Origin of the sequence: Photorhabdus sp. RM96S (assembly GCF_042879335.1) — a bacterium.
Lineage (GTDB): Bacteria > Pseudomonadota > Gammaproteobacteria > Enterobacterales > Enterobacteriaceae > Photorhabdus > Photorhabdus kayaii.
In genome coordinates, this window is the sequence record NZ_JBHFKT010000001.1 from 172628 (window position 1) to 184572 (window position 11945).

Annotated in this window: 13 protein-coding genes; 2 read left to right on the forward strand and 11 right to left on the reverse strand. The window is 40.6% G+C overall.

The window, feature by feature from the left end:
• Nucleotides 1-584: 584 nt before the first annotated feature.
• The 4 genes from nrdF to nrdH are packed head-to-tail and all read right to left on the reverse strand — an operon-like array spanning nucleotide 585 to nucleotide 4358.
• Nucleotides 585-1544, reverse strand: coding sequence for a class 1b ribonucleoside-diphosphate reductase subunit beta (nrdF, locus tag ACGF49_RS00900; RefSeq protein WP_271859356.1), 960 nt, complete (start codon nucleotides 1542-1544; stop codon nucleotides 585-587).
• A gap of 21 nt (nucleotides 1545-1565) precedes the next feature.
• Nucleotides 1566-3695, reverse strand: a complete 2130-nt coding sequence (gene nrdE / locus ACGF49_RS00905) for a class 1b ribonucleoside-diphosphate reductase subunit alpha (RefSeq protein WP_387488923.1) — start codon at nucleotides 3693-3695, stop codon at nucleotides 1566-1568.
• Nucleotides 3696-3697: 2 nt separating this feature from the next.
• Nucleotides 3698-4114 (reverse strand): class Ib ribonucleoside-diphosphate reductase assembly flavoprotein NrdI, encoded by a 417-nt coding sequence (gene nrdI / locus ACGF49_RS00910; protein ID WP_228900400.1) that lies wholly within the window; start codon nucleotides 4112-4114, stop codon nucleotides 3698-3700.
• Nucleotides 4115-4127: 13 nt separating this feature from the next.
• Complete coding sequence (gene nrdH, locus ACGF49_RS00915; protein WP_113040913.1) at nucleotides 4128-4358, reverse strand: glutaredoxin-like protein NrdH; 231 nt, start codon at nucleotides 4356-4358, stop codon at nucleotides 4128-4130.
• 331 nt (nucleotides 4359-4689) lie between these two features.
• On the opposite strand from nrdH, the gene ACGF49_RS00920 reads away from it, so the two are divergent.
• Nucleotides 4690-5151, forward strand: coding sequence for a methylated-DNA--[protein]-cysteine S-methyltransferase (locus ACGF49_RS00920; RefSeq protein ID WP_011145612.1), 462 nt, complete (start codon nucleotides 4690-4692; stop codon nucleotides 5149-5151).
• 218 nt (nucleotides 5152-5369) lie between these two features.
• Nucleotides 5370-5579 (forward strand): transcription antiterminator/RNA stability regulator CspE, encoded by a 210-nt coding sequence (gene cspE, locus ACGF49_RS00925; RefSeq protein WP_021323071.1) that lies wholly within the window; start codon nucleotides 5370-5372, stop codon nucleotides 5577-5579.
• Between the two features lie 82 nt (nucleotides 5580-5661).
• On the opposite strand, the gene crcB is transcribed toward cspE, so the two are convergent.
• From crcB to mrdB, 7 genes are all read right to left on the reverse strand, one after another.
• A complete protein-coding gene (gene crcB / locus ACGF49_RS00930) occupies nucleotides 5662-6036 on the reverse strand; it encodes a fluoride efflux transporter CrcB (protein WP_228900402.1) in 375 nt (124 codons plus the stop codon).
• A 139-nt stretch (nucleotides 6037-6175) separates the two neighbouring features.
• Nucleotides 6176-7141, reverse strand: coding sequence for a lipoyl synthase (gene lipA / locus ACGF49_RS00935; protein WP_113040914.1), 966 nt, complete (start codon nucleotides 7139-7141; stop codon nucleotides 6176-6178).
• A 109-nt stretch (nucleotides 7142-7250) separates the two neighbouring features.
• Nucleotides 7251-7892 (reverse strand): lipoyl(octanoyl) transferase LipB, encoded by a 642-nt coding sequence (gene lipB, locus ACGF49_RS00940; protein WP_191214697.1) that lies wholly within the window; start codon nucleotides 7890-7892, stop codon nucleotides 7251-7253.
• Between the two features lie 131 nt (nucleotides 7893-8023).
• Nucleotides 8024-8287 (reverse strand): DUF493 family protein YbeD, encoded by a 264-nt coding sequence (ybeD, locus tag ACGF49_RS00945; protein ID WP_112878070.1) that lies wholly within the window; start codon nucleotides 8285-8287, stop codon nucleotides 8024-8026.
• 157 nt (nucleotides 8288-8444) lie between these two features.
• Nucleotides 8445-9656 (reverse strand): D-alanyl-D-alanine carboxypeptidase DacA, encoded by a 1212-nt coding sequence (gene dacA, locus ACGF49_RS00950; protein WP_113040961.1) that lies wholly within the window; start codon nucleotides 9654-9656, stop codon nucleotides 8445-8447.
• A gap of 161 nt (nucleotides 9657-9817) precedes the next feature.
• On the reverse strand, nucleotides 9818-10816 hold the full coding sequence (gene rlpA, locus ACGF49_RS00955; protein ID WP_113040915.1) for an endolytic peptidoglycan transglycosylase RlpA: 999 nt from the start codon (nucleotides 10814-10816) through the stop codon (nucleotides 9818-9820).
• 13 nt (nucleotides 10817-10829) lie between these two features.
• Complete coding sequence (gene mrdB, locus ACGF49_RS00960; RefSeq protein ID WP_112895025.1) at nucleotides 10830-11942, reverse strand: peptidoglycan glycosyltransferase MrdB; 1113 nt, start codon at nucleotides 11940-11942, stop codon at nucleotides 10830-10832.
• Nucleotides 11943-11945 lie beyond the last annotated feature (3 nt).

Consider the following 11945-nt stretch of genomic DNA (forward strand, 5'->3'; position numbering starts at 1 on the left):
TCCTTTCAATGGTTATTTAATGGTGTTATGCATTATTCATCTCTGCATGATTCTTTGAATATATATACCCTAACATACTGAGAGAGCCTGACAACCCTATGTTAATGATAATTAATGTAAAAAATAGTGATATTGAATGACTTAAATTAGATATATTTGTAGTCATTTCATGGTTATTAGTCATTCCTTTTACCCAAATTCATGTTGTCATTGTAAGGGTTAATTGTATATATGCTGTTGTTATTAATGAATTTTAAATTTGATCGGCAAATGAATTATTCACTATGTTGTAAATAGAATCGATTATTAGTTTATCATGTTGATTATGTCTTATTAGAATGAAATTTAATTTAAAATTAATTAGCTACATTAATGTTTTTTGTCGTTTCGGATGATATAAGAGGCGGAGATGGCAAAAAATATCCATAGAAATGGCAATAGTCATGAAAAAATGCCATAAAAATATAAGGATTTTATGGCGTTTTATCGTTTAAAAAACAGGATCAATAATATTGGTTTTTAAAGTATTAGAGTATTATGGTTATTTTGAAGTATTCCTTCTATATAAAATAAAATCATTCTCTTTAGAAATTCCAATCCTCATCCTCAGTATTCACTGCTTTACCGATAACATATGATGAACCTGAACCAGAAAAGAAATCATGGTTTTCATTGGCATTCGGTGATAATGCAGAGAGGATTGTAGGGCTGACATTTGTTATTTCTGGCGGAAATAAGGTTTCATAGCCAAGATTCATTAATGCTTTATTGGCATTATAATGCAAGAATTTTTTAATATCTTCAGTCCAGCCAACAATATCATAAAGTTCTTCTGTATATTTGATTTCATTTTCGTATAATTCTAATAATAATGAAAAAGTGAATTCTTTAATCTCTTTTTGCTCTAGTGTTGAATGTTTTTTTAATGATTGTTGAAATTTATATCCAATATAATAACCGTGGATGGCTTCATCTCGGATAATAAGTCGGATTAAATCGGCTGTATTTGTTAATATTCCTCGACTTGACCAATACATAGGTAAATAGAAACCTGAATAGAATAAAAATGATTCTAGAAAAACACTGGCGATTTTTTTCTTTAATGGATGATGATAACTATAATAATTCAGTATAATTTGAGCTTTATTCTGTAATGAAAAACTTTTTTCACTCCAGCGATAGGCGTCATCCACGTCAGTTGTTAGGCATAATGTTGAAAAAATGGAGCTATAAGAACGTGCATGAACAGCTTCCATGAAACTAATGTTGGACATAACTGCTTCTTCGTGGGGTGTCAGGGCATCTTCCATTAACGCTGGAGCACCAACAGTGTTCTGAATTGTGTCCAGTAGTGTCAGCCCGGTGAATACCCGGATAGTCAGCTTTTTTTCTTCTGTCGTCAGTGTATTCCATGAAGTAATATCATTGGATAATGGAATTTTTTCCGGTAACCAAAAATTAGTTGTCAGTCGGTTCCAAACTTCTAGATCTTTGTCATCTTCAATTCGGTTCCAGTTAATTGCACATATAGGATTACTGATCATAATACATTTCCAGAATTCATTTTACAGTGAGCATGAAACACAATCTTGTACTTCCGTGCCTTCTAGAGCAGTTTGTTTCAGACGGATGTAATAAAGTGTTTTAATTCCTTTACGCCAGGCATAAATTTGGGCTTTGTTAATATCACGGGTAGTAGCATCGTCTTTGAAGAAAAGTGTCAGGGATAATCCTTGGTCAACGTGTTGAGTGGCTGTAGCATAAGTATCAATAATCTTTTCCGGCCCTATTTCGTAAGCATCTTGGTAATATTCAAGATTATTATTCGTCATAAATGGTGCTGGATAATATACCCGTCCTGTTTTACCATCTTTACGGATCTCAATACGGGATACAATCGGGTGAATGCTTGAGGTTGAATTGTTGATATATGAAATAGAACCTGTAGGAGCAATAGCTTGGAGATTTTGATTGTAAATACCATGAGTCATAATTGAGGCTTTTAATTCAAGCCAGTCTTGTTGATTAGGAATGGTTATTCCTGCTTGCTCAAACAATTGAGAGACTTTTTTTGTCTGAGGTTGCCATGCTCTTTCTGTATATTTATTGAAAAATTCACCACTGGCATAACGAGAATCTTTAAAGCCTTTAAAGTAGCTATTGCGTTCAATGGCGATCTGATTGGAAGTACGCAGAGCGTGATAAGTGACGATATAGAAATAGATATTGGTGAAATCTATTCCCTCTTCAGAACCATAATGAATTTTTTCCCTTGCCAGATAGCCGTGAAGATTCATTTGCCCCAAACCAATGGCATGGGAATCCTGATTTCCTTTTTCGATAGAAGGAACTGAACGGATATGGCTCATATCTGATACCGCAGTTAAAGCACGGATAGCCGTTTCAATAGAGAGGGTAAAGTCAGGTGAATCCATTGTATGAGCAATATTCATTGATCCCAGATTACAACTAATATCTTTCCCAATATGGTGGTAACTTAAATCCTCTTTATATTCGCTGGCATTGTTAACCTGTAAAATTTCGGAACATAAATTACTCATATTAATCCGACCTTTAATCGGGTTAGCATTATTCACCGTGTCTTCATACATAATATAGGGATAACCAGATTCGAACTGGAGCTCAGCTAACGTCATGAAAAATTCACGAGCATTGATTTTTGATTTCCTAATTTGTTGGTTATTTACCATTTCAGTATATTTTTCTGTCATGCTAATTTCGGACATTGGCACACCATAAATCCGCTGAATATCATAAGGGGAGAATAGATACATATCTTCATTATGTTTAGCCAGCTTAAAAGTGATATCAGGAATAACAACGCCAATAGAGAGTGTTTTTATACGGATTTTTTCGTCGGTATTTTCCCGTTTTGTATCCAGAAAACGAAGAATATCGGGATGATGTGCATGGAGATAAACGGCCCCTGCACCTTGGTGTGCACCGAGTTGATTGGCGTATGAAAACGCATCTTCCAGCATTTTCATCACAGGGATAACACCTGATGATTGATTTTGAATTATTTTTATCGGTGCACCCGTTTCCCGTAGATTACTGAGTAAGAATGCGACCCCTCCGCCACGTTTTGAAAGCTGTAAGGCTGAATTAACTGAACGTCCGATGGATTCCATATTATCTTCAATGCGTAGCAGGAAACAGGAAACCAATTCTCCTCGCTGTTTCTTACCGCAATTAAGAAAAGTTGGCGTTGCTGGTTGAAAACGGCCATTGATCATCTCATCCACTAGACGACAAGCCAGCACTTGATCGCCTTGGGCTAGGGTCAGTGCTACCATGCATACCCGATCTTCATAGCGTTCTAGATAACGTTTATTATCGAAGGTTTTCAGAGTATAACTGGTGTAATATTTGAATGCGCCCAGAAAGGTTTGAAAGCGGAATTTTTTGCTATAGGCTTGCTGAAAGAGCTTTTTAATAAAAGTAAAATCGTATTGCTCCAGCACGTTTGTTTCGTAATATCCCTCTTGTTGGAGGAAATCCAGTTTCTCTTTTAGGCTATGGAAAAATAGTGTGTTTGGATTTACATGCTGGCGAAAATAATAATGAATAGCCAGTTTGTCTTTGTCAAATTGAATCTTTTCTTCACTATCGTACAGATTGAGCAAGGCATTTAAAGCATGATAATCCTGTTGTGCATTAATTTGAAAAGTCATAATTACATATTCTCTAATGAATCATGTTGCCAGAACCTTTGAATACCTTGGCGTACCCGTTGTACATCTTCTTCAGTACCCAACAGTTCAAAACGGTATAGGAGGGGTATCCGGCATTTCTCTGAAATTATCCGCCCAGCGATGCCGTAAGCTTCGCCAAAGTTGGTATTCCCGGCCGCGATGACTCCCCGGATGAATGCCCGGTTTTCGGCGATATTGAGAAATCGGATCACTTGTGGTGGAACAGCGCCTTTAGTTCTGCCACCACCGTAACTGGGGGTCAGTAAAATGTAAGGAGAAGTTACGTTTAATGGGCTGTCTGATTGATTTATTGGAATACGAAAGGCTGGTATCTCCAGTTTCTGAACAAATCTATGGCTATTACTGGATGAACTGGAGAAATAGATCAGCGGATTTATATTCATAATAAACCTATAAATCCTCGGTTAATGCGTTGATTTTATCTGGACGAAATCCTGACCAATGCTGTGTACCTGCTACAACCACAGGAATTTGCTGGTAGCCCATAGCACGGATAGTCGCTAAAGCCTGCGGGTTTTCGGTTAAATCGACAATCTGATAAGGAATATTTCTTCGGCTTAGCGCCTGATAGGTTGCGCTGCATTGTACGCAGTCCGGTTTGCTATAAATGGTAATGCTCATTAACGACTCCTTTGTCAGTTTGTGGGCATGTGATGGCAAAATTTGGTTCATGAGTAATAATTTACCTAAAGGCCAGAACTTGAATCATACTATATATAGTGAAATTTTATTTCAACCATACTATATGTGGTGTTAATTTTACATCGAGTGACTATCATTAAAATTACGATGTGGGTTATTCTCTGTTTGTTGGCAGGCTTTTCGCCTTCAGACAAGTTTAAGTTTTCTAGTCGGTGGTAAGGGAGCAACTGAATTCATCATTGCAATTTGTCGAAAAGACGATTTACTCTAATCTCTATAATGATTGATATTTTTTTCAATGGAGGTGGTTATGTATCATCACTATTTTGATACACCCAAAGGATTTCCTAAACCGTATATTCATATCACTGCGGATGATAAGGGAGTGACCAGTCTATATTTTGTTGATGAAAAAACAGCGCCTGAAGTGAAAAATGATATTACTAAGCAGTGCGTGAAAGAGTTACGAGGATATTTTGCGGGTAAGCGAACTGAGTTTTCCGTTCCACTCAACCCGGCAGGAACTGAATTCCAGCAGCGTGTATGGTTACAGTTATGTAAGATCCCGTTTGGAGAAGTGTGGAGTTATAAGCAACTTTCATTAGCATTAGGTTCAGTTAATTATTGTCGTGCGGTAGGAATGGCTAATTCTCGTAATCCGATCTCATTAATTGTGCCTTGTCATCGTGTTATTGGACATGATGGTAAATTGGTGGGATATACCGGTGGCCTGAATATTAAAAGCTGGCTATTAGAACATGAAAAAACCTAGTCATTTGTTTATTAGATAACTTGTGTGATAAAAGACCAGGGAGGATTATAGATATTTATATATGTGTATTATTTAGTAGTAAAACTAAATAAAGATAACATCTATCGTATTTTATTATGCTTTTCGTGATCTTGGTTGTAGACAGTGAGCCAACTTATTTGTTGTACTGTATGCGACGCAGATTTTGTGTCTTAATTTTCACGTTAAAGGTAAGTTTGATGTCAAAAATTAAAGGTAACGTTAAGTGGTTTAATGAATCTAAAGGATTCGGGTTTATCACTCCAGAAGATGGTAGCAAAGACGTATTCGTGCATTTCTCTGCTATTCAGAGTAACGGATTTAAAACTTTGGCAGAAGGTCAAAAAGTAGAGTTTGAAATCACTGACGGCGCTAAAGGTCCATCTGCTGTAAACGTTGTCGCTATCTGATTTTAACTCCATATTTCGAAAACCCGTTATTACAACGGGTTTTTTTTGGCTTGTATGAGGCCGATATGTAGGTGATTTTAATTTAAAGTTCATGCATCAATACGAAAGCTAACATGGTCATCAGTAATGATCCAAAAAGGTTAAGCAAAACTGTTCCCAGTGCCCATCCTAGTTTCCCGTCCAGTAACAAATAAGCAACTTCAACAGAGAATGTAGAAAAGGTTGTTAAACCTCCGCAAAAACCGGTGGTCAACATCAATTTCCAAGCCGGATCAAGATGTGTAGATTTATTAAAATAGGCTAACCCTAGTCCGATAATTAATGCACCAATACAGTTAACGGTAAGGGTGCCAATCGCGATATTAGAAGAAATATTATTAAGACGGAGGCTGATAAACCAGCGTAATACGCTGCCTAAGCCACCTCCGATAAATACAGCCAGAATAATATTAGTCATAATATACCCGTCATCTTTCAAGCTGCCTCTTTGTTGGCTGCACTCGCTCACCCCGGTCACATAGTTTGCTATGCTCCCGGGGATTCACTCCCTTGCCGTCGCGATGCAGCTTGAAATCCATAGGGTATAAGAAACTGGGTTATTTGACCTCTTCACCTTTGGCTTGCAAGTCAGCATGATAAGAAGAACGGACAAATGGACCACAGGCGGCATGGGTGAACCCCATAGCTAACGCTTCTTCTTTCATTTCATCAAATTCCTGTGGGCTGACGTAGCGCTGTACCGGTAAATGATGGCGACTAGGTTGTAGATATTGTCCCAAAGTCAGCATAGTCACACCGTGGCGGCGCAGATCACGCATAACATCAAGAATTTCTTCGTTGGTTTCACCAAGACCGACCATCAGACCCGATTTGGTTGGAATATCAGGATGGGTTTCTTTAAACTTTTCAAGTAATTTTAATGACCACTCATAGTTTGCACCAGGGCGCACCTGACGGTAAACCCGGGGTACGTTTTCCAGATTATGGTTAAAGACATCGGGCGGTGTCGCTGTCAGTATTTCAAGTGCACGATCCATACGTCCACGGAAGTCAGGAACTAAGGTTTCAATCTTAATAGATGGATTTTTTTCACGAATAGCAGAGATGCAGTCAGCAAAGTGCTGAGCACCACCGTCACGTAGATCATCACGGTCAACGGAGGTGATGACAACGTAGCGCAGTGCCATATCTTTAATGGTTTGTGCCAGTTTTATGGGTTCGTTGGTGTCAGGTGCCATTGGGCGGCCGTGCGCAACATCACAGAAAGGGCAACGGCGGGTGCAAATTGCGCCAAGGATCATAAAGGTTGCTGTACCGTGATTGAAGCATTCTGCCAGGTTAGGGCAAGACGCTTCTTCACAAACGGAATGCAGACCATTTTTGCGCATGGCAGATTTGATGCCCTGAATGCGGCTGGAATCCGCAGGAAGTTTGATTTTCATCCACTCAGGTTTACGCAAGATTTCTGTACGTTCGGTCATCACTGTTTTGACAGGGATCAGCGCCATTTTGTCTGCGTCGCGGTACTTAACTCCGCGTTCCATCTGAATTGGTTTACTCATAATCGTGCTGGTTCCAGTGTTAAATTCATCAGGTTGAGATTTATCATTCAGTCTACTGTATGATAAAAAATTAAAAATTTTTGAAAAATGTTAAAAAATTATAGCATCTTTAACTGTTCAGGTTAAATCCTAACTGCTGGCAAAATTTCTCTACCAAAACAGGCTGTACTTGTTCAACAGTAATTCCAGGAACTAAGTCACTGAGTTGAATCATTTTCATACCGGCATAGCCACAAGGGTTAATACGCTGGAAGGGTTCTAAATCCATTGCGATATTGAGGGCTAGTCCGTGGAAAGAACAACCTTTACGTATCCGTAATCCAAGAGAGCAAATTTTTGCTTCATTGACGTAGACACCAGGGGCATCCGGGCGGGCATGGGCTTTCACACCAAAGTGAGCAAGGGTTTTAATGACAGTATCCTCTATCGCCGTAACCAGTTGCCGTACACCAATTTTGGCGCGTTTAATGTCAATCATGACATACATAACCTGCTGACCAGGGCCATGATAGGTGACTTGTCCACCACGATCGGATTGAATAACCGGAATATCACCGAGGGACAGCAAATGCTCAGCTTTACCTGCTTGTCCTTGAGTAAAGACTTTTGGATGCTGTACCAGCCAGATTTCATCAGGTGTATTAGTATCTCGCTGCTCAGTAAACAAGTGCATTGCATCAGAAATCGGCTCGTAGGGTTGTATTCCTAATTGACGTAAGAAAATCGTTTTATGTTGCAATTGAAACTTCATTTGATAGCTATAAGATTTGGTCAGTATAACCCTCAGAAGAGCTTCTCACCAGTTTAGTGCACCTGAAACTGTAGTATTCCTGATAGATAAAGAATCCCCTGTGAAATTATAGGGGATTTCTCTAATGTGTATTACAATACTACCCGTACCAATTCAAGGTTACCTAATTCTTCATACAGCGTTTCTACTTGTTCAATATGAGTCGCATTGATAGTAATGGACACTGAGTGGTAGTTACCTTTGCTGCTTGGCTTCACTTGTGGAGAGTAATCGCCCGGCGCATGACGTTGAACCACTTCAACGACCTGATTGACTAGCTCAGACTCCGCCAAACCCATCACTTTGTAAGTGAATGAACAAGGGAACTCAAGCAGTTCATTTAATTTCGTTTTCATGGGCGCTCCTGTTTTGCTTTCCGCGATACGTACGGTCAGTTTCTTCTGTAAAATTTGATACTTTCCTCCGCCTTAAAACGCGGAGGTGCTTATTGCGATCGGGCAGTAGTCCGATTCGCTTTGATGGACTCTGTTTATCGCTTCATTATCTCAAGAATTAGCCAAACCAATGATGAAATAGTAGCTTGATGTAATCGATAAAGCGGCCGAAGATGCTGCCTTCTTTTACTTCATTCATGACGACTAAAGGCTGCTGTTCAATAGTTTTGCCATCAAGTTGAAAGTTGATAGTACCTACGACTTGATTTTTCGCCAGTGGTGCATGTAATTCACTATTATTCATGACATAGCTGGCTTTCAGATCTTTCAGACGACCACGGGGAATAGTTAGATAAACATCTTTATCAACACCTAATTGAACCCTATCGTTATCTCCAAACCAGACTGGTTCAGAGGCGAATTCTTTGCTTGCTTTCAGAGGAGCAACAGTTTCAAAGAAACGGAAACCCCAGGTCAGCAGTTTCTTACTTTCTGTTTCACGGCCTTTATGAGTGTGGCCTCCTAATACCGCAGAAATCAGGCGCATATCGCCTTCCGTTGCAGAAGCAACTAGGTTATAGCCCGCTGCGCTAGTGTGACCGGTTTTAATACCATCGACATTCAGGCTCTTATCCCACAATAAGCCATTACGGTTTGTCTGGCGGATATTGTTGTAGGTAAATTCTTTCTCTTTATAGATGGTGTACTCTTCAGGAACATCACGGATCAGCGCTTGACCAATCAATGCCATGTCACGGGCAGAGCTGTATTGGCCTTCTGCATCCAGGCCATGAGCGGTTTTGAAATTCGTATTCTTTAATCCAAGCGATTTCACATAACCATTCATTAAATTAACGAAAGACTCTTGGCTACCGGCAACATAATCTGCCATTGCAACACAGGCATCGTTACCGGATTGCAAGTTTATACCGCGGGATAACATAGAAACCGAGACCTGATCGCCTGGCTTGAGGAACATCAGGGAAGAGCCTTTAAATACCGGATTACCGGTTGCCCATGCGTCAGTGCCAACAGTGACCATATCATTTGGGTGGATTTTGCCTGATTTGATTGCTTGACCAATAACATAGCTGGTCATCATTTTTGTCAGACTGGCAGGATCACGGCGTGCATCTGCATTCATCTCAGCCAGCACTTTGCCTGAGTTATAGTCGATAAGGATATAAGCTTCCGCATCAATCTGAGGCACTCCTGGGATCATCGTTTTCAGGTTGACATCATTCCCATTGGCAAAGGCAGAAGCACTTATTGCCAGCGCAATACCCAAGGTGGTGCTTTTTATAAAACGAGAAGTGGTTGTATATTTCATGGTTAGTTTGACAACATCCGTGAGAAAAGATTGATATCGAGCCACATCATAGCAAATGAAAAAAATACTGACATTGCCAAATTTTGACAAGACTCAGGTTTACATTTTTTTACTCCTCTTACTGATATTTGAATCAAAGTGAGATATCAGTAAGAGAACGATTAAGGACTGACGATAAAAGAAGATTGCTGTATCTGGTCAGCCAGTTTTTGTTGTAAATCGGCAGCTTGCTGGCGATTGTTGAATGGCCCTAACTGTACACGATAAACGTTATTATATTGAGTTACGCGGCCTTGAACATTAAAGCGTTGCGCCAGTGTTTGTTGCCACTCTTTTGCTCGTTGCTCACTGCTAACAGCACCAACTTGAACTATAAAACCATTTGTTGAGGCGGCTGTTGGCGTTGTGACTATTGAAGTACTGTTTGTAACAGGCTTAGGTGGTTGCAGCTTCATTGCGGGGAGCTGTTCAGTCGCTTCCGGTTGTATCGTCAGTTTCATCGGCTGATTTGTTAAGGGCTGGCTGCTAGTCTGATCAGGGATATTCTCCATTGTTGGTGTTCCTAATGGACTGGTTGTCAGCGTTGGTCTACCCGGTAGAGCATAACTCTGTTTAACTATCTGGCTGCCAATGGTACCGGGACCGGATACAGAACCGTCCTGGGCAACCGCAATAAAATCAACCTTAACTTTGGTACTTTGAGTTAGGTTTAACCGTTCAGCGGAAGCCTTCGATAGATCGATAATTCGCCCTGGTTTATAAGGACCACGGTCATTGACTCTAACAATCATCATGCGGCCATTGCTCAAGTTGGTCACACGGACATAACTTGGAATTGGCAGGGTAGGATGGGCGGCTGTCAGAGCATAAGGATTAAAACGTTCACCAATTGCGGTCATTTTGCCGCTAGATTCTTCACCGTACCAACTAGCGTAACCTGTCTCACTAAACTGAGAGGGGGCTTGCACAATGTGATAAGTATGTCCGTTCATCTGATAATCATCATTGGCGCTAGGATGATAAGGCTCATAACGAGGTTCTGCACCCAGAACATCCTGCGTTGGTACTACGGGTAACGGGGCAGGTTTTTGTTTGTCAGGAGTAGTACAGCCAGATAGCAGGGCTGCAATCATGCCGAATATAAGCCAGTGTTGACGCATTGAAACCTCTTCTCTATAAACTTTTGGACAACAATTTTCTGTGTGTGTGAATCGACATGATAATGCCGAAACCCGCCATTAAGACGATTAACGCAGAGCCGCCATAACTGACAAATGGCAAAGGAACGCCTACTACAGGCAGGATACCACTCACCATGCCAATATTGACGAAGATATAAACAAATAGAATTAACATTAGGCCGCCAACCATAACCCGACCAAAAGTGTTCTGTGCTCTGGTTGCGATAACCAGCCCACGAGTAATTAATAACATATATAATGTTAATAATAGTAGTACGCCAATCAAACCAAGTTCTTCTGACAGTACGGCAAATATGAAATCTGTATGACGTTCTGGCAGAAATTCCAATTGAGATTGTGTTCCTAATAGCCAGCCTTTACCTGATAAACCACCGGAGCCAATCGCGATTTTTGATTGAATAATATGGTAACCCTTACCTAGTGGATCGCTTTCTGGATCAAGTAGCATCATGACGCGATCACGCTGATAGCCATGCATCAGGAAGAACCACAAGATGGGGATAAAACAGGTTAACAGTAGAGCGGCGATACCGATCAACCTCCAGCTCATGCCCGAAAGGAACAAGACAAACAGACCAGAAGCCGCGATCAGTATTGAAGTCCCTAGGTCTGGCTGAGCGGCAACCAGTAAAGTGGGCAGAAAAATGAGCATCAGAGCGATAGTCGTATTTTTCAGTGATGGGGGGCATAAATCGCGGTTCATAAAACGTGCGATCATCAGAGGTACGGCTATTTTGGCAATCTCTGAAGGTTGGAAGCGGATGATCCCTAAATCTAGCCAGCGTTGGGCACCTTTACTTATTTGGCCGAAAGCATCGACAAAAATCAGTAAAATGACACAAACAATATAGAGATGGGGCGCCCAGCTTTCATAAACTCTTGGTGGAATTTGCGCCATGATGAGCATGACAACCAGTCCAGCACCAATTTGGCCAATTTTGCGCTCCATCATACCCATATCTTGACCGCTGGCACTCCACATAACAAAAGCGCTGTATATCAGCAATGCTAAAATGCACAGGAGTAACGGTAGGTCGATATGTAATCTGGTCCAGAGAGGAACCCTTTTTTGGTTTTCTGTCATGGT

Bases quoted from the DNA above. Each gene is read 5' to 3' on its own strand.
- nrdF (WP_271859356.1), bottom strand. From the start codon at position 1,544: ATGATCAGTAATCCTATATGTGCAATTAACTGGAACCGAATTGAAGAT.
- nrdE (WP_387488923.1), bottom strand. From the start codon at position 3,695: ATGACTTTTCAAATTAATGCACAACAGGATTATCATGCTTTAAATGCC.
- nrdH (WP_113040913.1), bottom strand. From the start codon at position 4,358: ATGAGCATTACCATTTATAGCAAACCGGACTGCGTACAATGCAGCGCA.
- ACGF49_RS00920 (WP_011145612.1), top strand. From the start codon at position 4,690: ATGTATCATCACTATTTTGATACACCCAAAGGATTTCCTAAACCGTAT.
- cspE (WP_021323071.1), top strand. From the start codon at position 5,370: ATGTCAAAAATTAAAGGTAACGTTAAGTGGTTTAATGAATCTAAAGGA.
- crcB (WP_228900402.1), bottom strand. From the start codon at position 6,036: ATGACTAATATTATTCTGGCTGTATTTATCGGAGGTGGCTTAGGCAGC.
- lipA (WP_113040914.1), bottom strand. From the start codon at position 7,141: ATGAGTAAACCAATTCAGATGGAACGCGGAGTTAAGTACCGCGACGCA.
- lipB (WP_191214697.1), bottom strand. From the start codon at position 7,892: ATGAAGTTTCAATTGCAACATAAAACGATTTTCTTACGTCAATTAGGA.
- ybeD (WP_112878070.1), bottom strand. From the start codon at position 8,287: ATGAAAACGAAATTAAATGAACTGCTTGAGTTCCCTTGTTCATTCACT.
- dacA (WP_113040961.1), bottom strand. From the start codon at position 9,656: ATGAAATATACAACCACTTCTCGTTTTATAAAAAGCACCACCTTGGGT.
- rlpA (WP_113040915.1), bottom strand. From the start codon at position 10,816: ATGCGTCAACACTGGCTTATATTCGGCATGATTGCAGCCCTGCTATCT.
- mrdB (WP_112895025.1), bottom strand. From the start codon at position 11,942: ATGACAGAAAACCAAAAAAGGGTTCCTCTCTGGACCAGATTACATATC.